The organism is uncultured Kordia sp. (assembly GCF_947496985.1).
In the GTDB taxonomy this organism is placed as follows: domain Bacteria; phylum Bacteroidota; class Bacteroidia; order Flavobacteriales; family Flavobacteriaceae; genus Kordia.
In genome coordinates this window covers 37093-60244 of sequence record NZ_CANMEZ010000009.1, presented here as the reverse complement: position 1 = coordinate 60244, position 23152 = coordinate 37093, and the positions used below count along the sequence as shown (strand labels likewise).

Sequence of the window (23152 nt, the reverse complement as noted above, 5' to 3'; positions counted from 1 at the left end):
TACATTAAATATCCCTAACAAATGCTGCAATTCGATTTTGAAAAGCATTTTCATTGGCTAAAAACTGAACTTTAATCGGCAAGTAATACAAGTTTTCCAAACTTCCTTGTAAACGCATAAAATCTTTCTCTGTGGTTAAGATTTGTTTATTTCCTGCTTTCTGTTTAATTGTATTCAGTTCGCTTTCGCTGAAATCGTGATGATCAGGATATTTCAAATGTATATACGATAATCCTTGATCATTTAAGTATAGTAATAATGGTTTCGGATTTGCGATTCCTGTAACAAGCATAAACGCTTCCTCTAAAGAAGACAAAGCTATAGTTTCTGTTTCACTCTGAATCATTTCAGAATATGCTATCGTAGTAAAAAATACCTGCTGATGTTTTTTTGGACGTAACTGCTTCGCAACTTGAAGCATCTTACTTTCAGAAACAGTTTGCGGACATTTGGTCACTACAATCACATCGGCACGTTTGGCTCCTGAACGCGGTTCGCGTAAATTTCCAGCAGGTAACATAAAATCATTCACATACAAATCGTTGTAAGGTGTCAACAAAATATTGAAACCTGCTGAAACTTTTCTGTGTTGAAATGCATCATCCAACAAAATAATTTCTGGCGTATTCGGTAAACCTTGTAACGATTCAATTCCTACGGTTCTTTGTGCTTCTACAGAAACAATAATTTCATCTCCAAACTTCCTGTAAAACTGCAATGGTTCATCACCAATATCGGAAGCTGTTGTTTGTGCATTTGCAATCAAAAAACCGTTTGTTTTACGTTTATAACCTCTACTCAAAGTGGCAACTTTGTACGTGTCTTTCGTCAATCTAATTAAATATTCTATCATTGGTGACTTTCCAGTACCGCCAACGCTCAAATTTCCAACACAAATCACAGGAAAGTTATACGAAGTTGATTTTAACATGCTTTTATCAAACATCCAATTACGCACAAATACGATTGCACCATATAAGATGGAAAAAGGCAATAATAAAAGTCGAAGTCGTCGCATAAAAGCGAAAGTATAATTTTTTAAGGAATTGAATCGCTAAAAATCATTCCTTTTTTACATATACCTTTTCATTTGATGCAAACAATACCAATTGTTTTTCTTGTTGTTCACCGTGTGTAATGAGAATTTTAAAAAACCGATAACTATCTGGAAATACTGAAATTGTTGGTGAAATTAAGTTTTCTGTTCTGTAAAGTTTGCCTTGCGGCGATTCATCAAAGTCAGCAATCACAATATAATAGAAGCTTTTAAATGCTTGCAACTCCTCATCATCACTGACGCGTTCATTACTTACAACTTTTACAGCTTGCATTCTAAAATATTCATTACTGCGCGATAGCACGTTGTTTTCATCAACTTCAAGCACAACCTTAAACAATCGGTTATCTTCAATAGGAATAATGCCGCGCCGTGATTGCGACATCATAAGCGTAGTTGACAATAAGAGCAGGATCGTAAAAATGTTTATTTTCATATGAATTAAAAATTTATTTGATTAATCCATTAAAGTAAATCAATACAAACAAACTTCCTCAATATAGTTTATAAACGTAACTTCAAATTCGTAAGCGTTCTAAATAGGAGCCTTTTAAAATTTTATGAGGTAATTTTTAGAGCTAATCTTTATATTTGAACTCCTCTTGATTTTTTAATGACAATTATTAAGATTAAGATGAATTCATTCAAAAAAAGCTAAAAAATGATCGTTCAAGATATTATATCACACATTGAAGAATTATGTCCGCTCGCGTATGCCGAAGATTTTGACAATGTTGGTTTGTTGGTTGGAAACAGCAAACAAGAAGTGTCAGGTGTATTAATTTCCTTAGATACACTTGAAAATGTAGTTGATGAAGCTATTGAAAATAACTGTAATATGATTGTGAGTTTTCATCCAATTATATTTTCAGGCTTAAAAAAGATTACAGGAAAAACCTATGTAGAGCGTGTTGTTTTAAAAGCAATTAAAAACGACATTGCTATTTATGCCATGCACACAGCGCTAGACAATTCGTGGAATGGTGTCAGCGATCGTATGTGTGACGAATTAGGCTTGACCAATAAATCTATTTTAATTCCGCAAAAAGGAACTATTAAAAAATTGGTCACGTTTGTCCCGCAAAAAGATGCAGAAGCTGTTAGGAATGTATTATTTGCCGTTGGCGCAGGAAGCATTGGAAATTACGAACATTGTAGTTTTAATATAAATGGTGTCGGAAGTTTTCAAGGAAATGAAGCTTCAAATCCGGCAGTTGGTAAAAAAGGTGAAACACATTTTGAGGAAGAAGTACAACTTGGAATTACGTTTGCCAAACATTTAGAAGGTAAAATTATAAACACATTACATGCAACGCATCCGTATGAAGAAGTAGCATATGAAATTACAACCCTAGAAAACACTAATCAGCATATTGGTATGGGAATGATTGGTGAATTTAAAAAACCAATCACGGAAATGCATTTTATGACCTTATTGAAGACAAAAATGAAGGTTCCGGTGGTAAGACACTCTGAATTATCAGGAAAAATGATACAGAAAATAGCTGTTTTAGGTGGAAGTGGAAGTTTTGCTATTGGAAACGCAAAACGTGCTGGTGTTGATGCGTATGTAACGGCAGACTTGAAATACCATGATTTTTACAAGGCTGAAAACACAATTTTATTAGCAGATATTGGGCATTATGAAAGCGAACAGTACACAAAAAATCTTTTATTTGAGTATCTTACGAAAAAAATTCCTAATTTTGCGATCATTTTATCAGCAGAAAATACAAATCCAATCAAGTATTCATAAATATGGCAAAGAAGAAAGAAGTTACGGTTGAAGAAAAATTACGCGCACTTTTTGATTTACAATTAATTGACTCTCGTGTAGACGAGATCAAAAACGTACGAGGAGAGCTTCCTTTAGAAGTAGAAGATTTAGAAGATGAAGTAACTGGATTGAACACTAGACTTGAAAAGTTTCACGGGGATCTTGGTCAAATAGATGAAGATATCAAAAGCAAGAAGAATATTATTGAAGAGGCTAAAACCTTAATCAAGAAATATACCGAGCAACAAAAGAATGTTCGTAACAACAGAGAATACAACGCTTTATCTAAAGAAGTTGAATTCCAAGAGTTAGAAATGCAATTGGCAGAGAAGCACATTAAAGAATTTAAGGTTTCTATTGACCAAAAGAAAATTGTGATTGCACAAACTAAAGAACGTTTAGATCAGAGAGAATCTCATTTAAAGCACAAGAAAGCTGAATTGAATGATATTCTTGAAGAAACGAAAAGAGAAGAAGAATTCCTTTTACAGAAATCTGAAGAGTTCGAAAAATTAATTGAAGACAGATTGTTAGCAGCATACAAACGAATTCGTAGAAACGTTCGTAATGGATTAGCTGTTGTAAAAATTGAAAGAGGTGCTTCTGGAGGTTCTTACTTTACAATTCCACCACAAGTTCAGGTTGAGATTGCTTCAAGAAAAAAGATCATCACAGATGAGCATAGTGGTCGTATTTTAGTAGACCCAGCTTTAGCTGATGAAGAAAAAATAAAAATGGAAAAGCTTTTTGCTAAGTTTTAATTCCAACAAAATATATGTATAAAAAACCTCGCAACTTAGCGAGGTTTTTTTGTGGCTTTTAATTCGTATATCAACGGATAGAGTTTATCCTTTGTTTCATATAGGCCTTCTGCATTTTTTACCAAATTTGGCAATACATCATAGGGCGCAGCATCGTGTTCGTTTAAAAATTCAATCGTAAGTCCTGTTTCAATTAAGGCATTTATAACATCTGCCATTCCATGATTCCAAGCATACTCTTTACTAATCATTTTGGTTTCTCCATCTTCTGCATACGTACCTTCATACTCTTCATAAATTACTTCTTCTTGACTGTATGCATATCTTAAAACTGGAGGTGTTTGCAAATAATCAAACATCCAAACAATAGGATGAAATTCTACCATATAAAACGTTCCTCCTTCTTTTAATCGGGAAGCTATAATCGTAGCCCACTTTTTCAAATCATCCAACCAGCCTATAACGCCATAACTTGTATATACAATATCAAATGTATCTGTTACATGCTCATTTACATCAAAAACATTGCAACAATGAAATTGTGCATCTAGGTTTAATTCTGTATTCAATGATTTTGCTAGCTTAATGGCTTCATCAGACAAATCAATTCCAGTTGCCTTTACTCCCATTCGTGCCCAACTCAAGGTATCTTGTCCAAAATGACATTGTAAATGTAATAATGATTTACCTGCAACATTAGACAAACTGTTGAGTTCATATTTCATTAAGGAAGACTTTCCTTTTTTAAAAGATTCCATGTCATACATGTCACTTTTTGCATGGATAGCTACCTTCTTATTCCATGTCTCTTTGTTAGTTCTAAAATAATTATCGCTCATTTTGTCGATTTTTTACGCCTTTTATCGTATAATTGTTATTGGTTTAGTTTCTTTATCACAATTGTAAGGAAAATAAATTAAATCGCACCCGAATAAATCTTACTTAATATATAAATGACTATGAAAAAAACTACTTTGCCCCTTTTCAAAGGTATTTTTGCACTTTTTTTATTGATGAGCATGACAAGCTTTGCTCAGAATGTAGATGTTATCCTTACGGTCGATTGGCCACAATGGTCCACCGAAAACAGAGTTGAATTCTACGATCCTAATGACATGTTATTGGTAACAATTGACAATGGGTTTGATGGAAGTGGTAGTGCTGTAAATCCTTATAATGAAACGACAACTGCGGTAAGTTACCCTGTAAATAGTAGTACAACTGCTGGGTATTACGTAATTGTATATGATACTTATGGCGATGGTTGGAATGCTGGAGGAAGTCTTACTATTACTGCTGACGGAGATACAGCTTTAAGCTTTAATGGTAGTTTTGATACCTCTGCTACAAATTCTCAAATATCACAAACTATTTACTTTGCGATCGAAGAGGCTGCGCCACCGCCACCGCCTTTCCCTGGAGTTTCTCAGTTTGATACAAGCGGAAATGAATACATCGAATACATCCCTGGAAATATGCCTATTATTATTTCTGCACCACACGGAGGTGTAAAACAATCTGGACAAAATATTGGTGGAACTTTTTACCCTGATAATGATAGTGCTTTACCAGACAGAAATTGTGGAACGAATGAGAGAGACGATAATACAGAAATTTTAGTTCGTGAAATTCAACAATCTGTATTCGATCAAACTGGTTGTTACCCGTACATTATTATCAATAACTTACACAGGAGTAAATTAGATCCAAATAGAGAACAAAACGAAGCTACTTGTGGTGATGCAGATGCTTTATTTTACTGGAATGCTTTCCATAACTTTATTGATGCAGCAAGTACTGATGTAATGAGTAAATGGGGAAAAGGATTATATATTGACTTACACGGACAAAGCCATACTGTTCCTAGGATTGAAGCAGGTTACAATATTTCTGCTTCCGATTTAAATAATACAAGCACAAATCACCTAAATTCAGTTTCAAACTCTACAATTACAAATTTAGTAAGCAACAATTTAGGCGGATTGACACAAGAAGAATTGGTTCGTGGACCAAATAGCTTAGGTGGAATTTTTAAAGATACAGGTGGTGCTTTTTACAACGCACAAGGATATTCTGGTTGTAGTGTAACTTCTGGCTACCGTACCATTCCAAGTGATTTTGACCAAGGTAGCTCTAATGCTTGTGATGATACGCGTCCATTTACCAATGCATATTTTGATGGAGATTTCTACAACAACAGACGTCACGGATCTGGACCAACAGCAAGTGATGGACTTGGTGGTGGCGGAACCATTGATGGAATTATGACGGAAGTAAATAGACGTGTCCGCGATTTAGGAACCTATAACGGAAACTTTTTTGATAGTCGCCCACAAACCTTAGTTCCTTTTGCAGATGATTATGCAACGGTGATTAAAAACTATATTGATATCCACTATAATGATTTTGCAAACTTTATGTTTGCTTCTAATATGTATGATCTAGCTGATCCTAATCCTACTCCAACACGAACAACAGGAGTAACTGGAGTATTTACAGTAGACCCAGCAGGATTAGTAATTAACCCTACTACAGGAGAAATTGACTTAACTATGTCTTCAGACGGAGTATATACTATTACACATACAGTGGGTGATTGTAATTTATACCAGGCATCAACAGTTATAACAATTACAAATACATTAAGCACTCCTGATGTGGAAGATACTACATTTGCTATGTATCCAAATCCAACTACTGGAAAATTACAAATAGAGTCAAGACAAGTACTTTCACAAGTAATTGTATACAACTTAGTTGGTCAGCAAGTAAAAGCATTTACAATGCAAGCTGATCAAAAGTCAATTGATATTAGTGAATTAAAAACAGGAAGTTATTTTGTAAACGTACAAAGTACTACCGGAAACACATATACGAAACTTATTGTGAAGAAGTAATTCGGATCAAAGTAATAGTTCTAAATCTTGAAAAAGCCTCACAATTGTGAGGCTTTTTTGATTTTACATAAACTCACTTTTAACAACTCAGTTAAAAAAATTACAGCTACAATCTACTATAAAGTATAGTTTTTCAATACTACTTTAGTTCCAATGATTCACGGAATCGTCATGTATGTTACTATTTCCCTCAACGCTTTCTTAGTAGTTTTACATTGTTCTTGTTTAGATATATAAACACTTCCACAAGTATATTATCTAAGAAATTAGTTGGTTGTTATTAAAAGTAAAAGTCTTACTAAAAAAGACATCGAATAAACTTAGTGTGAAGAAATCGTTGGGAACAAATAGTTAGTTGAATTTAAAAAGCCTCGCTGGTTACGAGGCTTTTTCCTTTTTTGATTAATGAACGCCGCTCATCAACTTTTTAATAAAAGGTGATATCATGATGACAATAAGTCCAATAAACGCTGTTAAAACTCCAAAAACAGCATATACAGACACATATTGATATAGTTGTTCAAATGCTACTTGATTTGGGCCAGAGAAATCTGCCGTTAATCCTGTAATGACTTCTGTGATGCTTCCGAAAATTCCGCTTGCAAACATGTTTTCTTCATCTGAAACTGTTGTCAACTTTGCTATTTTACCTGCAAAAAAATGTCCGTAGAAGGAAGCCGAAAAGAAAACACCCATAATAAATGCCAAGTATTTTTTTGGAGAGAGTTCTGTCATTTTTGACAAACCAATTGGAGAAATGCACAACTCTCCTACTGTTAGTATAAAGTACCCAACAAATAGATACCACATTGGCGTTTTGGCAAAAGCATCCACTCCATTAGCTGACATTGCAAAAACTATAAACCCAAGTCCTAATAAAAACAATCCTAAACCTGCTTTAATGGCTGAGTTTGGGTTTTTATTCTTCTTAATTAGAACTGTCCATAACCATGAAAATGGAATTGCTAATAGAATGATAAATCCTGAGTTGATACTATTAGTTTGTGCCGCATTCAATCCAACAAGATTGATGTTTCTATCAGCAAAAAGTGTGAGTGAACTTCCTGCCTGTTCAAAAATTGCCCAGAATAAAGACATCAAAATAGTAAAATATGCAGTAACTAACAATCGCTTTCGCGCGATGGCTCCAACGGAACGGTATATATAAATCATCATCGCTGTAATAGCAATTGTGGCAATCCAAACGATGTAATGTTCATATTGATTATACTTTACGATTATTGCAAATACAGGAACTGCCAAAAATGCTCCAATAGTAACCAATTGTCCTTTGTTCAACCCTAACCACTTTGTATCATATACTTCCTGACTTGGAACTTTCCCTTTATTTTGAAATACTTCTTTGTTCGTTCCTCTATAGAAATAAAATAATCCTGCTAACATTCCTAAGCCTGCTAACATAAATCCATAATGCCAACCGTATACTTCTGCAAACCAAGCACATAATAACGGTGCTATTGCACCACCAATGTTGATTCCCATGTAAAATATGGTAAAACCAGAATCGCGTCGCTTGTCCTCTTCTTTATACAATGCGCCTACAAACGTGGAAATATTTGGCTTAAAAAAACCGTTTCCAACAATGATTAATGCTAATGATCCATAGAAAAAGATTGGCAATTCTATAGTTAAGAAAAAGTGTCCCAATGCCATCATAATCCCGCCAAGGAAAATTGCTTTTCGATAGCCAATATAATGGTCTGCAATAATTCCTCCTAAAACGGGCGTTACATATACTAATGACATGTATGCGGCAAAAATTCCGATAGACATATCATCACTAAATAACAATTGTTTGGTCATATAGAGAATCAATAAAGCTTTCATTCCGTAAAACGAAAAACGTTCCCAGAGTTCAGCAAAAAACAAATAAAATAGTCCTTTAGGATGTCCGAATCGTGTATCGGAAGCGGTAGCAGGTGTCATATGTATTGTATTAAAATTTAATAGAATACAAATATGATTTTACCTTATTTCAATAGAAAGTTGTGTAGTAAAGTATAGCAAAAAATAACAAGTTGTGCAGATTTGTATTTGAAACACAATTAATTACAAACAGACTTATATTCATCATTTTCAATACTTTGCACAAATTCATGCAGCAAACCTTCGTCAATAGTAATATTTTCAGGAATCATACGCAAACGGTATTTTCCTTCTCCTAAAAATGTAAACAAATCTCTACGTTGCAGTTGTTGCTCTGTATCAAGTTGTAAAATTTCATTGATATTTTCAATGATTCGGGTAAGATAGGTTTGATTTTTTATTTCACCTGCCGAACTCACCAATATACTTTGTAAATCACCTTTTCCATTTGCGCGACGAATGGCAAATTTTAGTAAGTTTTTGTATTGTGTTGTTTTTGAACCGAAATCAACTTGTATATTGTTGATGTTTTTTGACGGAATACTTAATTGAATCAATGACCAATCTAAAAACTTGATGCGCATTTCGTTTGGACGTGGTGTATTTGCTAATTGAATTACCCAACTTGTTGCCAGTACTAAGAATAAAGAAATTAAGGATGTTTTTGCAATAATCTTAATTAAGTAAGTAGTAAACTCATCATTTAAACTTAAAAATATTTCAGGCAATTGTGATGCAAAAATCAAAATCATAATAATAACTGAAATCGTTGCAACAATTTTTAAACCACGATGTAGAAAAGTTTTGTAAAAAGAAATCAACAATAGAAAACACAAAAAACCTGATAAAATTAAATCGGGAATTGCATTGAGTTTAATGTTATAATAAATATTATCATTTCCAAAAATGCTCGACATAAGCAAAGTTACCGAAGTAACAGCAATGATGATTCCGATAATTATTTTTACATTTTTTGTATTGTTATAAATGAATTTTGGTGCATAATAGAAATAAAACAATGCCAACAATAGGAATAGATTATTTATGATAGATAATAAGTTGACACCTATTTGATAGATAATTGTATCTGAGAATTCAAACCGTTGTGAAACATATGCCCAAATTCCTGAACAAACCCACACAAACATAGCCAAACTTAAGTATAACAATCCACTATCGACACGTTTTTGTGATTCATCTTCTTCTAAAATTTGACGAAAACGTTTCCGAATATTCGAATAGATTGCCAATAGCAAAATAGCTCCAATAAAGGAAATGAAAATATGTGCTAGGTTATGAAATTGTGCTACATCCGTCATATAGTGATGTAAGATATTATATAATAATGAAAGTAACACATTTTCAAATTTAAAAATTATGTATCATTTGTTCTGTCATTTTTTCTTAACCCAACACATAAAGAGTAACTTAAAATGATAGCGGTCATTTGGTATACAACATCATAATTAATTTGAAAGAGTATATAACATAAAATAGCTACTACTAAACCTACAATAACACCTATTATTCCAGCATACAATATGCTAATAAAATTTTGAGTTCGTTTTACACCATATAGCATATAAAATAAACTACTCAATATAATAACAGATACGATTCGGGTTAGGTGCCCATCTCCTTTTATAGCACGAAAAGTTGGATTATAATTTTTAATTTGATGATCCAAATAAATAACCGTAAGGATCGTTGCAAGTAAGAATAATACCATACTTACCTTTTTTATCAAACTCATGAATTACTTTTTTCACGTTTTACTATTAAAAAATCACACAAATTAAGAATTATACAATGACTGAATCAAGCTCAGCATAACACAGTTATGATAAATTTTAAAATCACTCACCTAAAACCTTACGAACTAAATCTTTCTTAGCTGCTTCATCTTCACCAAATAACCAACGAAGTACATTATCTTCCCAAATATCATCATACTGGTTTTGGTTTATAATATCACGGTCCATTGCCAAATCGAGTAATTTTCCTGGATACGATGATTGTGCATCGCTTTCCATCTCTCCCAACGGATACGGATCATCTAACCCCATGAGGATTTGTTTACTTCCTTGACGTTCTACCATCAATTTAAACGAATCAGTATCATGAACCAACGTATCAAAGTAAATATTTGGATGTCCAACAGCTTTTCGCGGATGTACTTTTCCTTCAAACAAATCTGGTCTTCCATCAAACCCTTGAATACGTCTTCCTAAATTCATTTGCGCCAATTGTCCACCATGTGCAAAACACGTTCGAATGTCTGGAAAACGTTCTTGCATTCCATTCAACGTATAAAAATGATACGCATCTCCACATTGTGCCAACATCCAAATTAAGTGAAAGCGCCAATTTACATTTTGTAATTTGATCATTTTGTCGCCATCATACGGATGTATTTCAATAGCGAGTTTGTATTTATTTGCCAATTCAAAAATCGGATCATTTTCTTCATCAAACACAGAACGCCATTGTCCTATGGAGTCCATAAAGTGTGTTGGCAAACATAATACACGTAACCCTAATTCTTCCACACAACGTTCAATTTCCCATAACGCACCATGTATAAAACCTGGATGCACTACAAATCCACACGTAAACTTTGACGGATGATCTCGTTGCACTTCTGCATTAAAATCATTTTGAAAACGCAATGCATGTTTCATCGCTTCCAAGCGTAAACCATTTCCATATAATTGCGAAAGATTTAAAATGACTGCATGGTCAATTTTATTCTTTTCCATCCAATCTAACTTTTCATTTAAGAAAAAGCTAGAATCCGTTACAGGCCGTTTCCAATCGTCTTGCAACATATATTTACGTTCATCATCTACCCAAAAAATCTTTTTATCCTTCATAAATTGAGGAATTTGTTCTGGGTAAGGTAACAAATGTGAATGTCCGTTAATACGCAGTTTTCGTTTCAAGGTTGTGTTGTTTTTGGGCGTGACTAAAAATTCATTTCGACTCTGGTCAATAAACTTTTCTGTTACTTCTTATTATCGGTATCATATTGACACCTAACAGTTGACTTCTGAGAAACGTCGAAGAACTATCGCTCACGCATAATTAATCCTATAAAAGTACTATTTCTTCTCATATGGTGTATTGAATTTATGTTTTAAAATTTTAAAATTTTTGAGAAATATAGTTTTTTGGTAAAAATCATTAATCATCCGTAGATGTATGAGAGTTGTAAAAGAGAATGTTTTCCGCTATAACGGGATTAATTAAACTAAAAAACCAGCCTTCATCACTTTATAAAAAGTAGAAAGACTGGTTTTAAATATGCTGATTTTGGGCTAAAAACTAGCTCAGGTGAACTTCTGATTTTTTACGTGTACTTTTTAAAGCAATCGTATTGTTGAATTTGTTTTGATATGTAAAAACTGTTTCGCGTCCTTGTTGTTGTTTTACAACTTTTACAGGAAATGCAAATGAAGCTGCATCTAAGTCAAGCTCATGCGATTCCGCATTTAGACTAAAATTATCAATCAACCCACTGAATTCTTTGGTTAGTTTTTCATTTAGAATGTAAAACTTACTAGTACTATTGTTTTTTACAATAAGTGCTAATTCTTTACTTTCAAAACCTAATAATGGTTGTTTGTGTAATGGAATAGCATAACATGAATTACTCAGTTTTACAACTTCAGTAGTATTATATGCATATCCTGATTCATTTAATGCAGCTACTAAGCGCTGATGTGTTTTGGCTACTCCACTAGATAAATTTGAAATAGAAACATGATTTACGCTATCAAGTAAGCGTTCAAATCCTTTTCCGATATTCGTTAAGGAGACACCATTATTACTGGCTAGGGCTGAAGTTGGGAACATTGAGAGCGCACCTGCTCCCATTACACTGGATACAATAAAGTTTCTTCTATTCATTATGGTTAGTTATTAGTTTGCAGTACTTTAAGCACTACACAGATTGTTTATTTGCTTCTCAATTTAATAATTTTTTAACACTTTTAAGAAGTAATCGTTGAAAAATGTTAAAGTCGCGTAGTTTTACTTTCTGATTTGTAGGATTTTTACTTTCTCTTTTGTCACATCGAGCATTATTGAGATCAAAATATGTTTTTGTCAGTTCGAGCGCAGTCGAGAACCAATTAAACTAGAAGGCATTTCGACTGCGCTCAATATGACATTTTGGTTTGAATTTTACAACGACTTTGTTCGTCCGCCATCTACAGGAACATTAATTCCGTTGATATAAGAAGCTGCTTCACTCGATAAGAAAGCAATTGCATTTGCTATTTCTTCAGGTTGAGCAAAACGTTTTGCAGGCACATTATTTTTCATTGCGGTACTCACCTCATCTACTGATTTACCTGTTTTTGCGGCTTTGTTTTTTATGATTTCTGTTAAACGTTCCGTAGCCGTTGCGCCTGGTAACACATTGTTTACAGTAATTCCAAATTTACCTAACTCATTTGCCAATGTTTTTGACCAATTTGCAACCGCTCCACGAATGGTGTTGGAAACTCCTAAACCATCTAACGGTTGTTTTACAGAAGTAGATATGACATTGATAATTCGACCGTAACTTGCTTCTTTCATTCCTGCAACGACACTTTGTGCTAAAATGTGATTGCATTTTAAATGTTGTGTAAATGCACGTTCAAATTCTTCAATTTTTGCACTAAAAACAGGTCCGCCAGCAGGTCCACCAGTATTATTTATTAAAATATGAAAAGCATGGTTTTCTGAAATAAACGCTGTGATTTTTTCTCCTAATGCTTCCGGATTTTGAAAGTCAGCTACTATATATGTATGCTTTTGTCCTTGAGAAGTATCTAATTCTGAAAGTACGTTTTGTAGCTTTTCTTCATTTCTGGCTGCCAAAGTTATATTGGCGCCAAGCGTTGCTAATTGTTTTGCTGCAGCTTTTCCAATTCCTTGTGTACTACCGCAAACAAGAGCGTTTTTATGTTGTAAGTTTAGATTCATTCTTTTAGTATTGAGATATTAGTAGTGCGTATTGAGATGATCTCGCTAGCTCTATGTGACACGTTTATAATTTTGAATCACGAATATTTTATGCATATGTTTTTTGGTTCTGTAAAGAAACGTAAGGCTTCCATTCCACCTTCACGTCCTACTCCAGAGTTTTTCATTCCGCCGAAAGGTGTACGCAAATCACGCATGAGCCATGTATTTACCCAAACAATTCCTGCTTCTAACTGTTTAGACATTCGCATGGTACGATTAAGATTGTTTGTCCATAATGTTGAAGATAATCCATAACGAACTCCATTTGCCATTGCCAACACTTCTTTTTCCGTATCAAACGGCATGATTGTTACTATAGGTCCAAATATTTCTTCTTGGTTTACACGACATTGATCCGTTGGTACTTCTATGACTGTTGGCGCTAAGTAATAGCCATTTTCGGAACCTTCTACAACAACATCATTTCCTCCACATAAAACAGTACCACCTTCGTCTTTTGCTATTTGTATGTATGATTTTACTTTTTCTAAATGTGGTTTGGAAACCAATGCTCCAACCTTTGTTGTTTCATCAAATGGATTTCCAACTTTGAGTTGTTTCACACGTGCAACAAAGTCTGTTTTGAATTTATCATAGATACTTCTTTCTACAAATATTCGCGATCCGCACAAACAGATTTGCCCTTGATTTGCAAATGATGATCGCACCGTCACTTTCAACATTTCATCATAATCACAATCAGTAAAAATAATGTTTGGATTTTTCCCTCCTAGTTCTAGCGAAAGCTTTTTAAACATCGGCGCTGCCGTTCTGGCAATATGCGCACCTGTAGCTGTTCCGCCTGTAAAAGAGATCGCTTTTATATTTGGATGTTCCGTAATGGCTTGTCCTGTAGTGTGTCCTAAACCGTGAACAATGTTTAAGACACCTTTTGGCAAACCAGCTTTTGTACAAATTTCACCTAATAGATAGGCTGTCATTGGTGTCACTTCACTTGGTTTTGCTACAACTGTATTTCCTGTTGCTAAGGCTGGTGCAATTTTCCAAGTAAAGAGATATAATGGTAAGTTCCACGGTGAAATACAACCGACAACTCCAATGGATTGTCGCAAGGTAAAATTCACTGCATTGAATCCAATGCTTTCATGTGCTTCACTTGAAAACTGTGTAATGGCTTGTGAAAAGAATCTAAAGTTACTCGTAGCTCTAGGAATGTCAATTCGTGTTGCTAAGCTTAACGGTTTTCCATTGTCTAAAGATTCTGCATGCGCTAGGTCAGCTAAGTTTTCTTCTATGAGTGTGGCAATATTATTTAGGATACGACTTCGTTCATCCAAGGTAGTTGTTGACCAACTTGGATAAGCAGCATTTGCCGCTTGATAGGCAGCTTCTACATCTTCCGCGGACGAGTTTGGAATCTGTCCATACACTTCTCCATTAGAAGGATTGTAATTGTCAATCCATGCGTTGCTTTTTGGTGCAACATAACTTCCGTTAATATAGTTTAGAATCTTTTTCATTGTTATAGTGCTTCTGCAAACTCTATTAATAATATATTTTCTTTTAAAAGGCTTTCTTTTAAGGTTTTTATAAATGCATTGTATTTATCAGATTGTATAATGTCAATAGCTATGAAACGTTTCCAATGTTCCATAATTTTTGGAGCAATTACATTTTTCTTTTTTGACAATTCTTGATTTTCATCCCAAGTCAATAATATGTATTTTACATTTTCATAAACATTTACATCTTCAATAATACTATACTTCGCCTTATGAGATTTTATCAATTTATAGTTTTCTTCAGATAGTTCTTTTATACGTTCTCCTACCGTAAAACTTAAGGTTTCAGTAACCCACATACGCTCTATCTCATCAAGTTGAACTTTCTGTGTTGTTCCTTTTAAAGCAAAATCAATATTATCTCTACCTGCATTTACAGTAATTACATGTGGATACATTGTAATTTCTCCATTCGCATGTTCTTTCAAGAGCTCAATCATATTACTATCGTCAAGTTTATTGTAGCTGTATTTATATACATAACCAATATATTCTTGACCATTTTCCAATTTGATATTCAAATGAAAACGATATGCGTATCCCGCATCTAGAGCAAATCCTTTGAGACAAAATAGAAAACAACAAATGAGAAGAATCTTTTTCATCCTAGAGTATTATTGTTTTTTATACGCTACCACTTTAATTTCAACTACTAAATCTGGATGTGGTAATTGATGTACAGCAACCGTTGTGCGTGTTGGCCCTGTTGCTTTATCGAAAAATTCTCCATAGGCTTTATTGTATCCTGCAAAGTCATTCATATTAACTAAAAACGAAGTGACATCGACTACATCTGCCAAACTTGCCCCTACACTTTGTAAATTTTTATCAATATTTTTTAAGACTTCTCTTGTTTGCGTACCAATGTTTAGGTGTTTCGTTCCCATTTCGTCAATAATATCGACACCTGCAATGCTGTTATCTGGCCGTCTTGAACTCGTTCCTGATACATATATAAAATCACCTACACGTTTTGTGTGCGGATAAGCGCCTCTTGGAGTTACTTTTTTTTCTTCCATATTCTTTATTGTTGCTTTTATCACATCGAGTGCAGTAGATATGTTATTTATTACTAATTGTTCTCGACTGCGCTCGAACTGACAGTTTACTATTATTTATTATATTTTGAGTGTGTAGCATTTCTACACTCTGATAAAATTTGAAGCATATCGAAATCGTTTTTTGCTAATGCCAACTTTTTCTTTTTACTCCAATTTTTAATTTCCTTTTCAAAATATATTGCTTGTTCTACATCATTAAAATCTTGATAGAATATTAATTCTAAAGGTTTTCTTTTATAGGTAAAACATTATTTATTTATTCCTTTTTTGTGTTCTATTATTCTTCTTTCTAAATTATTTGTCATTCCAACATACAACAATCCGTCTTTACATTTTAAGATATAAACATAATATGTTTTCATGATTATTTTTTCTAATAAAACTTTATTTTTTTTTGTCACATCGAGCGCAGTCGAGATGCTATTTTATTACTAATTGTTCTCGACTGCGCTCGAACTGACAATTAAGTAATTTACAATTCATCTATTCCATCGCTTCCGCTAGATTTAACAATTTATAAATCGTTTTCCAATTTCTTGTCGTTGCCTGCGTTTTAAGTTTGCGCTCAAAAAGATTGTTTGTAAGCTTGCTACGTCCGAAACCATTTGGACAATAGAGATATACTTCCGAATTGAGAATTTCAAAACGATCGTCTTTGCTATCAATCTCAATTATTTTTTCTTCTGGTTTGTTTGCTAAAAACGTAATTGCTTGTTTTGAAATATCTTCTTCTGTAAATGGATTGTTTGCTATCGCCGTTTTCCATTGCGCAATGGTTTTGACCAATACAGGCACATCATAATCGTATTGTTTTTTGATTGCTTCTGCTATTTGACTACCTAATTTTCCTTGGTTTTTTTCTTCAGATTTAAAAACGGCATTTCCGCTTTGAATATACGTCTGAACTTCTTCGAAATCTAAATTAGAGAGTAACATTCGAAGTTCTGCCATTGGCAGTTTTTTACTTCCTGAAACGTTGATTCCACGTAAGATGGCAATGTAAATCATGTTGGTTGGTTGTGTGCGTTTCAAAGATACATTTTTTGTATGAATTGTTTCTAATAGTTATTGCTTGATCATTCCTTGTTGTTGGTCTGTTATCCTTTTTCGTAATTCAACAGAAGCTTATTGCAGGGCTGTGAGATACTCCTGAAGTTTCCCGAAAGCTTGTCGCAGGGTTGCAAGACGCTTCTGAAGTTTCCCGAAAGCTTGTCGCAGAGCTGTAAGACGCTTCTGAAGTTTCCCGGAAGCTTGTCGCAGAGCTGCAAGACGCTTCTGAAGTTTCCCGAAAGCTTGTCGCAGAGTTGCAGGAAGGTTTCGGGTATGTTTTTATTACACATTTCTTCAACTATGCTCAGTATGCAGTAATGAAACACTTAAAAGTGATCGCTTTTTATGAATTTTTCAGAATAGCGTTTTTGAATTGCTTTTTCAAAAGCTCAAAATTTCATAATCAATAGTTACATTCTTAATACGTAGTTAAAATAAAATAGCTTTCGTTTTTTTTAACAACTTCATAAAGACCGACATTAACTGATTCTATGGAAAATAAAGACCCTGTGTTAGAAAAAGCGGTAAAATATTTCAATAAAAACTAAACACAATTATAAATATCATCAAAGAATTGAATATCTTTCAATCAACATTAAAACCATACCTATGAAAAGTATTATTACGATCCTATCTGTCTTATTTCTTACTTGTAATCTTCATGCACAAAAAGTGGGCAAACATGTAAAAACAGATAGTCACAACCTACGTTGGTATTTAGATTATCAAAAGGCAAAAAAGGTTAGTGAAGAATTAAAGAAACCAATGCTGTTATTTTTTACTGGTTCCGATTGGTGTGGCGCTTGTAAATTATTAGAACAAAAATATTTTTCTAAAAATACCTTTATTAAAATAGCCCAAGAATATGTTCTTGTAGAGCTCGATTTCCCTTCAAAGAAAGAACTTGTAAGAGCAGATTATATTGAAGATTACATGTCACTACGTAAAAAATATAATGCAAAAGCCTTCCCTACTACAATACTTTTAGATTTTAAAGGAAATGTAATTGGACGTGCTACAGGGTATAGAGGAAAAGAAACCAAGAGGATTTACACAAATTTATTGAAAGCTGCTTTGGATGCTATTTTGTAAACTTAGACTATATTTAAAAGTCGTTAACATCATTTTTAAAAATTATGGAAAAGCTATTAATATTTGATTTAGACGACACGTTATTTGAAACTAAATCTATAAGTAAAAAATCTGTCAAACCTATCTTTGATGCGTTTGAGCCTTTGTTGATCAATAAGTTTGGAACAGTATTGACTTCTCAAATTGTTCCTGAATTATGGAAATATCCTTTTGACGTTGTAGCTGATAAATACAATTTTGACGCGCATCAGAATGCAGAATTTGCACGTTTGATAAACACTCATGAATATGACCTTAACATTCATCCTTTTGAAGATTTTAACGTGATTACAAGTTTACCATATGAAAAAATACTTGTCACTACAGGGTTTTCAAAATTGCAACATGCTAAAATTCATTCTTTAGGAATAAAAGAACAGTTTCACGAAATTTATATTGATGACATTCTGAGTCCTGAGCGAATATATAAGAAAGGGATATTTCAACGTATTCTTATGAAGAGAAAGAGGAATTCCAAGCTTGTATATATAATTGGCGACAATCCAAATTCGGAATTGAAAGCGGGTTTTGAGCTTGGCTTACAAACAATACAAGTGTCTAAGTTTGGACAAGAAAAATCAAGATATGCGCATTATTGCATTTCCAATTTCAATGATTTGCTTGCTATTTTGAAGTAGTGCATCTGTGTAATTATGTAGCTAATATATTCTCAAGTCTCTGTGTCTACATTGTATATATCTAATCTTTGTTTTACTTTTATCAAACACATTAAAAGATCCTTAAAACACTTATCTATCACATTGCTTTTCTTTTACCAAACACTATAGTCTAATATCATAATGCGCCAAAATTTAGAAAATAAATTAATAGAGATTATCGAACATGATAAGTGGATGACTACTGTTTTAAAAATAGTCCGAAATTTAAACTTAAATGATTGTTGGATTGGAGCTGGCTTTGTCAGAAATAAGGTTTGGGATGAAAAACATGGAAAAGACAGATCTGAACTTAATGATATTGACATCATATATTATGATAAATTATGTGCTACTAAAGAATATGATTTACAAATAGAGAAGAAACTAAGAAGCATTGATAAGAATCTAAATTGGTCTGTAAAAAATCAATCTAGAATGCATGTTAGAAATGGACATAAACAATATACTGATTGCTTTGAAGCTATTTCTTTTTGGCCCGAAACTGCAACTTCAATAGCTGTAAGGTTGAATCATAAAAACCAAGTTGAGTATATTGCTCCTTATGGTTTGGAAGATTTATTTAGCCTTTTAGTAAAACCAACATCTAAATTTGATTTGACTATTTATAATAGTAGAATTGAAAAGAAAAAATGGAAAGAAAAGTGGAATAAGTTGGAAATAAAAACTGACTATAGTAACCCCAATTCATAATGCCATTTTTGTTGTTTAAAGAAAATCATTTCTTTCATACGTTTATATTAAAAATCGAAAAAAATCAAAATGAAAAAAGTATCTATTTACATGCTACTTCTATGTGTTGCTACTTTATTTTTTAACTGTCAGAGAGAAATAGAGTTTAAAAAAGTTACTCATGATCGAAACATTAATGTTTTTGAAAATATAGCTAAAAACCTTTCACCAAATAAGAAGTATGATTATTGGGCATTTATAGAATCTAGAGATTTTGGTGATCATAAAAAAGAAGTAGAGGTTTTATTTGAAAAAGGTGATTTTGAGAAGAGAAAATTAATTGACTTGAGTTACAACCGTGAAGGATTTTATGTTGCAGGTCATCACTCAACTTACTCTTTTTATATTTTAGCAACAGGAAAAAATAAAGTACATGAAATACGTGACTTAGAAAGTTTAATTAGTTTTCTTGACAAGATTGACACAGAAGACGAAGCGTTGCTTATTGCAATATTAAACGGTTTTTCTATTGATAGTTGCAATAAAGAAGGTGGTTCTTACAGAAAAAATAAAGATAAATATGAGTTACTATTATTCAAGAGTTCAATACTAAAAGAACGTCGTCAATATTTAGTAACTGTCAAAGACAATGCGAAATGGGATTCAATACCTAAATATGTATATTGTCAAGGATATGAAAAATGTGATTGTAATCCATAAAAATGCTTTACAAAACAACAGATGTCATACCTAACAAACTCAATAATAATGGACGAGACAGATAAAACAAAAGAGTTAGTTACTTATAATTTATGGGCTAATAAACGACTATTAACTTGGTTGAAAGCTAATGAAAATGACTTACTCACAAAAGAATGTCTATCAAGTTTTACGAGTATTATAGATACCGTAAACCACATTTTAGATGGTCAAATTTTTTATTATTATATCTTAAAACAACAACCAATTGAAAGAGCATGGGGAATTACTACTGAAGAAATTCTCAAAGGATTTATTGAACAATCTGAAATGTTTTTAGACTATGTAAACAGTCACAAATCACTAAATGAACTTCGATCTTTGAAAACAAAAACACTGGAAGGCAACTTTACGCAATTCGAATTAATACAACATTGCATAAATCATAGTACTTTTCATCGAGGACAAATTATTACCATGGGACATCAGTTAGGATTTTCAAAAGCGCCTTCAACTGATATGCTATTCTTTTTTATCAAACGAAATAAAACAAGAAAATAAATACGTTTTAATTATAATGATAGCTAACTATTGATCATAATTTGAATGAAAGAACCATTAATCAAATTAATTTCGAAATACGTAAAATTAACTTCGAAAGAAGAGGATTTAGTAAAAACATTTTGGAATGAAAAAGTACTAGAAAAAGGAGATTATCTGTTAAGAAATGGAGAGACTTGCAAAACTGATAACTTCATAATTAGTGGAACATTAAAGGCTTTTTATATAAACGCTAAAACAGGAAAAGAGGAAATCTTATTTTTTGCGATTGAGAATTGGTGGGCTACAGATATTGAGAGTTTTCAAAAACAAGAACCTTCAATTTACAATATCCAAGCAATTCATAAAACCGAGTTATTACAAATTGGTTACGATTCTTTTAAGGAAATGTTAAGGGAAATTCCAAAACTTGAACGCTTTTTTAGAATCATCTTGGAAAACTATCTCGGTAGCGTCCAAAAAAGAATAATCCTAAACAATGTACTTGATGCACAGAAACGTTATTTAGATTTTATAGAGAATTATCCAAAAATAGCTGCAAAGGTTCCAAACTACTTAATTGCATCTTATTTAGGAATTACTCCCGAATTTTTGAGTAGAATCCGAAAAAAATTAGAGCTATCTTAAACTAGTTCAATCATTTTCAATTTTCCAATTCAGAACTTTGTTTCATAATTTAAAATTAAAAAAATGAACAAGGTACTTATCATCAATGCAAGTGTAAGAAACGAAAAATCTCATAGTCGAAAATTAACCCATTTTTTTGTAGAAAACTGGAAAAAGAAAAACCCAGAAGACATTTTTTCATATAGAGAAGTTGGACTAAAAGAAGTTCCAGCAATAAACGAAAAATGGATTGCAAGTGCTTTCATACCAACAAAAGACAGAACAGAAGAAAATCAAACAGGTGTTGAGTTTAGTGACCAACTAATCAAAGAATTTAAGGAACATACTATCTATGTCATAGGCACTCCAATGTATAACTGGTCAATTCCGAGTGGTCTAAAATCATATATCGATCAACTTATGAGAATTAACGAAACTTGGAAATTTCGTTCGGGTAAACCAGATGGAGATTACGTAGGACTTCTCAAAGACAAAAAAATGTTCATCTTGTCAAGTAGAGGTGATACAGGATATGGCGAAAATGAAAAAAACGAACATATGAATTTTCAAACAACCTACTTGAAGTTTATATTTGGAATAATGGGCATAAAAGATATTTCAATCATCTCATTAGACAATGAAGAATTTGGAGGAGAAATATTTGAGAACTCTAAAAGAAAAATTTATCAAAAATTAGAACAGATTTAAAATCTGTTGCAATAAAGTGTAAACATAATAGTGATTTAGGTGTAAACTTGAATCACTATTTTGCTAAACAAACGTATCTTACAGACTGCAACGCAAGTCTTAGAATCCACTATTGAGTTTATACAAAACAAAATACTCATTCAGCAAGTTTCGGGTTTTACAGTCGTAAAATCAATTCTATTTTTGCTATTGTAAAATTTAACCTTTAATGAACGCGCAAGAATACATAAATTACACTCGAATAGCAGAAGCTATTACATATATACAACAGCATTACACAGAACAACCTACACTTGAAGAAATTGCAAAAAAAGTACATTTGAGTCCTTTTCATTTTCAAAAAATGTTTACTGATTGGGCAGGTGTTAGTCCAAAAAAATTCTTGCAATTTATAAGCGTACAACATGCAAAGTCTATTCTAAGTAATTCACAGACTACTTTATTTGAAACCGCACACAAAACAGGACTTTCTGGCACAGGCAGATTACATGACTTGTTTGTAAAAATTGAAGGAATGACTCCTGGAGAATACAAAAACAAAGGAGAAAACTTGACCATAAATTATAGTTTCTCAGAAAGCTTATTTGGTGAAATTTTAGTTGCATCTACACATAAAGGGATTTGTTATATGGGGTTTTCAGATAATAAAGAAAATGCTTTTTTAGAATTGGAGAAACGTTTCGCTAAAGCTAATTTCATTCAACAAACAGACGAGATTCAACAAAATGCTTTACAAATTTACACCGAAGATTGGACTAAAATCAATAAGATAAAATTACACTTAAAAGGAACAGATTTTCAGTTAAAAGTTTGGGAAGCACTTTTAAAAATTCCAACAGGTAATTTAGCCACTTACGGAAATATTGCAAAAATCATTCAAAAACCAAAAGCATCAAGAGCAGTAGGAACAGCTATTGGGAACAATCCTATTGCTTTTTTAATTCCTTGCCACAGAGTTATTCAATCTACAGGATTATTTGGCGGTTATATGTGGGGAACAACTCGAAAAACAGCAATTATTGGTTGGGAAGCATCAAAAAATATTTCTTCAAAAACAATTATCTAAATA

Annotated in this window: 24 protein-coding genes and 1 pseudogene; 11 read left to right on the top strand and 14 right to left on the bottom strand. The window is 32.8% G+C overall.

Features of this window, described 5'->3' with window-relative positions:
• Positions 1-4: 4 nt before the first annotated feature.
• Both lpxK and Q0828_RS19250 read right to left on the bottom strand, forming a co-directional pair.
• Entirely contained in the window at positions 5-1018 is a 1014-nt protein-coding gene (lpxK, locus tag Q0828_RS19255; protein WP_298425162.1) for a tetraacyldisaccharide 4'-kinase, read from the bottom strand.
• A 43-nt stretch (positions 1019-1061) separates the two neighbouring features.
• The gene (locus Q0828_RS19250; protein WP_298425159.1) at positions 1062-1493 is read right to left on the bottom strand and encodes a hypothetical protein; all 432 of its coding nucleotides are present in this window, start codon (positions 1491-1493) and stop codon (positions 1062-1064) included.
• 225 nt (positions 1494-1718) lie between these two features.
• Here Q0828_RS19250 and Q0828_RS19245 point away from each other — a divergent pair, with 225 nt between their 5' ends.
• Together Q0828_RS19245 and Q0828_RS19240 are read left to right on the top strand one after the other, a co-directional pair.
• Complete coding sequence (locus Q0828_RS19245) at positions 1719-2813, top strand: Nif3-like dinuclear metal center hexameric protein (protein ID WP_298425156.1); 1095 nt, start codon at positions 1719-1721, stop codon at positions 2811-2813.
• 2 nt (positions 2814-2815) lie between these two features.
• Complete coding sequence (locus tag Q0828_RS19240) at positions 2816-3595, top strand: C4-type zinc ribbon domain-containing protein (protein ID WP_298425153.1); 780 nt, start codon at positions 2816-2818, stop codon at positions 3593-3595.
• A gap of 35 nt (positions 3596-3630) precedes the next feature.
• Here Q0828_RS19240 and Q0828_RS19235 read toward each other — a convergent pair whose 3' ends face one another.
• Positions 3631-4434, bottom strand: coding sequence for a class I SAM-dependent methyltransferase (locus Q0828_RS19235; RefSeq protein WP_298425149.1), 804 nt, complete (start codon positions 4432-4434; stop codon positions 3631-3633).
• 120 nt (positions 4435-4554) lie between these two features.
• On the opposite strand from Q0828_RS19235, the gene Q0828_RS19230 reads away from it, so the two are divergent.
• Complete coding sequence (locus Q0828_RS19230; RefSeq protein WP_298425146.1) at positions 4555-6492, top strand: T9SS type A sorting domain-containing protein; 1938 nt, start codon at positions 4555-4557, stop codon at positions 6490-6492.
• Positions 6493-6894: 402 nt separating this feature from the next.
• Here Q0828_RS19230 and Q0828_RS19225 read toward each other — a convergent pair whose 3' ends face one another.
• The 11 genes and pseudogenes from Q0828_RS19225 to Q0828_RS19175 form a co-directional block, all read right to left on the bottom strand.
• Positions 6895-8439, bottom strand: coding sequence for an oligopeptide:H+ symporter (locus tag Q0828_RS19225; protein ID WP_298425144.1), 1545 nt, complete (start codon positions 8437-8439; stop codon positions 6895-6897).
• 119 nt (positions 8440-8558) lie between these two features.
• Positions 8559-9698: a hypothetical protein gene (locus tag Q0828_RS19220; RefSeq protein WP_298425140.1), complete on the bottom strand. Its 1140-nt coding sequence runs from the start codon at positions 9696-9698 to the stop codon at positions 8559-8561.
• Positions 9699-9754: 56 nt separating this feature from the next.
• Entirely contained in the window at positions 9755-10132 is a 378-nt protein-coding gene (locus tag Q0828_RS19215; RefSeq protein ID WP_298425137.1) for a hypothetical protein, read from the bottom strand.
• A 103-nt stretch (positions 10133-10235) separates the two neighbouring features.
• Positions 10236-11321, bottom strand: coding sequence for an amidohydrolase family protein (locus Q0828_RS19210; RefSeq protein ID WP_298425135.1), 1086 nt, complete (start codon positions 11319-11321; stop codon positions 10236-10238).
• 382 nt (positions 11322-11703) lie between these two features.
• Positions 11704-12288, bottom strand: coding sequence for a hypothetical protein (locus tag Q0828_RS19205; RefSeq protein WP_298425132.1), 585 nt, complete (start codon positions 12286-12288; stop codon positions 11704-11706).
• A 276-nt stretch (positions 12289-12564) separates the two neighbouring features.
• On the bottom strand, positions 12565-13353 hold the full coding sequence (locus tag Q0828_RS19200) for an SDR family oxidoreductase (protein ID WP_298425127.1): 789 nt from the start codon (positions 13351-13353) through the stop codon (positions 12565-12567).
• Positions 13354-13430: 77 nt separating this feature from the next.
• Positions 13431-14876, bottom strand: coding sequence for an aldehyde dehydrogenase (locus tag Q0828_RS19195; protein ID WP_298425124.1), 1446 nt, complete (start codon positions 14874-14876; stop codon positions 13431-13433).
• Between the two features lie 2 nt (positions 14877-14878).
• Positions 14879-15523 (bottom strand): hypothetical protein, encoded by a 645-nt coding sequence (locus Q0828_RS19190; protein ID WP_298425120.1) that lies wholly within the window; start codon positions 15521-15523, stop codon positions 14879-14881.
• Between the two features lie 9 nt (positions 15524-15532).
• Positions 15533-15937 carry a RidA family protein gene (locus tag Q0828_RS19185; RefSeq protein WP_298425117.1) on the bottom strand — a complete coding sequence of 135 codons (405 nt, stop codon included), beginning with the start codon at positions 15935-15937 and terminating at the stop codon, positions 15533-15535.
• A gap of 92 nt (positions 15938-16029) precedes the next feature.
• Positions 16030-16341 (bottom strand): annotated as a pseudogene (locus Q0828_RS19180) (GIY-YIG nuclease family protein).
• Positions 16342-16462: 121 nt separating this feature from the next.
• Positions 16463-17011, bottom strand: a complete 549-nt coding sequence (locus Q0828_RS19175) for a DUF1697 domain-containing protein (RefSeq protein WP_298425114.1) — start codon at positions 17009-17011, stop codon at positions 16463-16465.
• Between the two features lie 627 nt (positions 17012-17638).
• Between Q0828_RS19175 and Q0828_RS19170 the strand changes: the two genes are divergently transcribed.
• The 8 genes from Q0828_RS19170 to Q0828_RS19135 all read left to right on the top strand — a co-directional run bounded on the left by Q0828_RS19170 (position 17639) and on the right by Q0828_RS19135 (position 23149).
• The gene (locus Q0828_RS19170; RefSeq protein WP_298425111.1) at positions 17639-18121 is read left to right on the top strand and encodes a thioredoxin family protein; all 483 of its coding nucleotides are present in this window, start codon (positions 17639-17641) and stop codon (positions 18119-18121) included.
• Between the two features lie 44 nt (positions 18122-18165).
• The gene (locus Q0828_RS19165; RefSeq protein ID WP_298425108.1) at positions 18166-18798 is read left to right on the top strand and encodes an HAD hydrolase-like protein; all 633 of its coding nucleotides are present in this window, start codon (positions 18166-18168) and stop codon (positions 18796-18798) included.
• Positions 18799-18960: 162 nt separating this feature from the next.
• On the top strand, positions 18961-19530 hold the full coding sequence (locus Q0828_RS19160) for a nucleotidyltransferase family protein (RefSeq protein ID WP_298425105.1): 570 nt from the start codon (positions 18961-18963) through the stop codon (positions 19528-19530).
• 69 nt (positions 19531-19599) lie between these two features.
• Positions 19600-20229 (top strand): hypothetical protein, encoded by a 630-nt coding sequence (locus tag Q0828_RS19155; protein ID WP_298425102.1) that lies wholly within the window; start codon positions 19600-19602, stop codon positions 20227-20229.
• A 48-nt stretch (positions 20230-20277) separates the two neighbouring features.
• A complete protein-coding gene (locus tag Q0828_RS19150; RefSeq protein ID WP_298425099.1) occupies positions 20278-20769 on the top strand; it encodes a DinB family protein in 492 nt (163 codons plus the stop codon).
• 45 nt (positions 20770-20814) lie between these two features.
• Positions 20815-21396, top strand: a complete 582-nt coding sequence (locus Q0828_RS19145; protein ID WP_298425096.1) for a Crp/Fnr family transcriptional regulator — start codon at positions 20815-20817, stop codon at positions 21394-21396.
• Between the two features lie 63 nt (positions 21397-21459).
• Entirely contained in the window at positions 21460-22083 is a 624-nt protein-coding gene (locus Q0828_RS19140) for an NAD(P)H-dependent oxidoreductase (RefSeq protein ID WP_298425092.1), read from the top strand.
• A gap of 208 nt (positions 22084-22291) precedes the next feature.
• Positions 22292-23149: a methylated-DNA--[protein]-cysteine S-methyltransferase gene (locus tag Q0828_RS19135; RefSeq protein ID WP_298425089.1), complete on the top strand. Its 858-nt coding sequence runs from the start codon at positions 22292-22294 to the stop codon at positions 23147-23149.
• The last annotated feature ends 3 nt before the right edge of the window (positions 23150-23152 follow it).

Excerpts from the sequence above, each read along its gene's own strand:
- Q0828_RS19225 (WP_298425144.1), bottom strand. The coding sequence starts at position 8,439 with ATGACACCTGCTACCGCTTCCGATACACGATTCGGACATCCTAAAGGA.
- lpxK (WP_298425162.1), bottom strand. The coding sequence starts at position 1,018 with ATGCGACGACTTCGACTTTTATTATTGCCTTTTTCCATCTTATATGGT.
- Q0828_RS19200 (WP_298425127.1), bottom strand. The coding sequence starts at position 13,353 with ATGAATCTAAACTTACAACATAAAAACGCTCTTGTTTGCGGTAGTACA.
- Q0828_RS19170 (WP_298425111.1), top strand. The coding sequence starts at position 17,639 with ATGAAAAGTATTATTACGATCCTATCTGTCTTATTTCTTACTTGTAAT.
- Q0828_RS19230 (WP_298425146.1), top strand. The coding sequence starts at position 4,555 with ATGAAAAAAACTACTTTGCCCCTTTTCAAAGGTATTTTTGCACTTTTT.
- Q0828_RS19250 (WP_298425159.1), bottom strand. The coding sequence starts at position 1,493 with ATGAAAATAAACATTTTTACGATCCTGCTCTTATTGTCAACTACGCTT.
- Q0828_RS19205 (WP_298425132.1), bottom strand. The coding sequence starts at position 12,288 with ATGAATAGAAGAAACTTTATTGTATCCAGTGTAATGGGAGCAGGTGCG.
- Q0828_RS19145 (WP_298425096.1), top strand. The coding sequence starts at position 20,815 with ATGAAAGAACCATTAATCAAATTAATTTCGAAATACGTAAAATTAACT.
- Q0828_RS19245 (WP_298425156.1), top strand. The coding sequence starts at position 1,719 with ATGATCGTTCAAGATATTATATCACACATTGAAGAATTATGTCCGCTC.
- Q0828_RS19160 (WP_298425105.1), top strand. The coding sequence starts at position 18,961 with ATGCGCCAAAATTTAGAAAATAAATTAATAGAGATTATCGAACATGAT.
- Q0828_RS19140 (WP_298425092.1), top strand. The coding sequence starts at position 21,460 with ATGAACAAGGTACTTATCATCAATGCAAGTGTAAGAAACGAAAAATCT.
- Q0828_RS19195 (WP_298425124.1), bottom strand. The coding sequence starts at position 14,876 with ATGAAAAAGATTCTAAACTATATTAACGGAAGTTATGTTGCACCAAAA.
- Q0828_RS19165 (WP_298425108.1), top strand. The coding sequence starts at position 18,166 with ATGGAAAAGCTATTAATATTTGATTTAGACGACACGTTATTTGAAACT.
- Q0828_RS19240 (WP_298425153.1), top strand. The coding sequence starts at position 2,816 with ATGGCAAAGAAGAAAGAAGTTACGGTTGAAGAAAAATTACGCGCACTT.
- Q0828_RS19215 (WP_298425137.1), bottom strand. The coding sequence starts at position 10,132 with ATGAGTTTGATAAAAAAGGTAAGTATGGTATTATTCTTACTTGCAACG.
- Q0828_RS19235 (WP_298425149.1), bottom strand. The coding sequence starts at position 4,434 with ATGAGCGATAATTATTTTAGAACTAACAAAGAGACATGGAATAAGAAG.
- Q0828_RS19185 (WP_298425117.1), bottom strand. The coding sequence starts at position 15,937 with ATGGAAGAAAAAAAAGTAACTCCAAGAGGCGCTTATCCGCACACAAAA.
- Q0828_RS19150 (WP_298425099.1), top strand. The coding sequence starts at position 20,278 with ATGGACGAGACAGATAAAACAAAAGAGTTAGTTACTTATAATTTATGG.
- Q0828_RS19190 (WP_298425120.1), bottom strand. The coding sequence starts at position 15,523 with ATGAAAAAGATTCTTCTCATTTGTTGTTTTCTATTTTGTCTCAAAGGA.
- Q0828_RS19220 (WP_298425140.1), bottom strand. The coding sequence starts at position 9,698 with ATGACGGATGTAGCACAATTTCATAACCTAGCACATATTTTCATTTCC.
- Q0828_RS19155 (WP_298425102.1), top strand. The coding sequence starts at position 19,600 with ATGAAAAAAGTATCTATTTACATGCTACTTCTATGTGTTGCTACTTTA.
- Q0828_RS19135 (WP_298425089.1), top strand. The coding sequence starts at position 22,292 with ATGAACGCGCAAGAATACATAAATTACACTCGAATAGCAGAAGCTATT.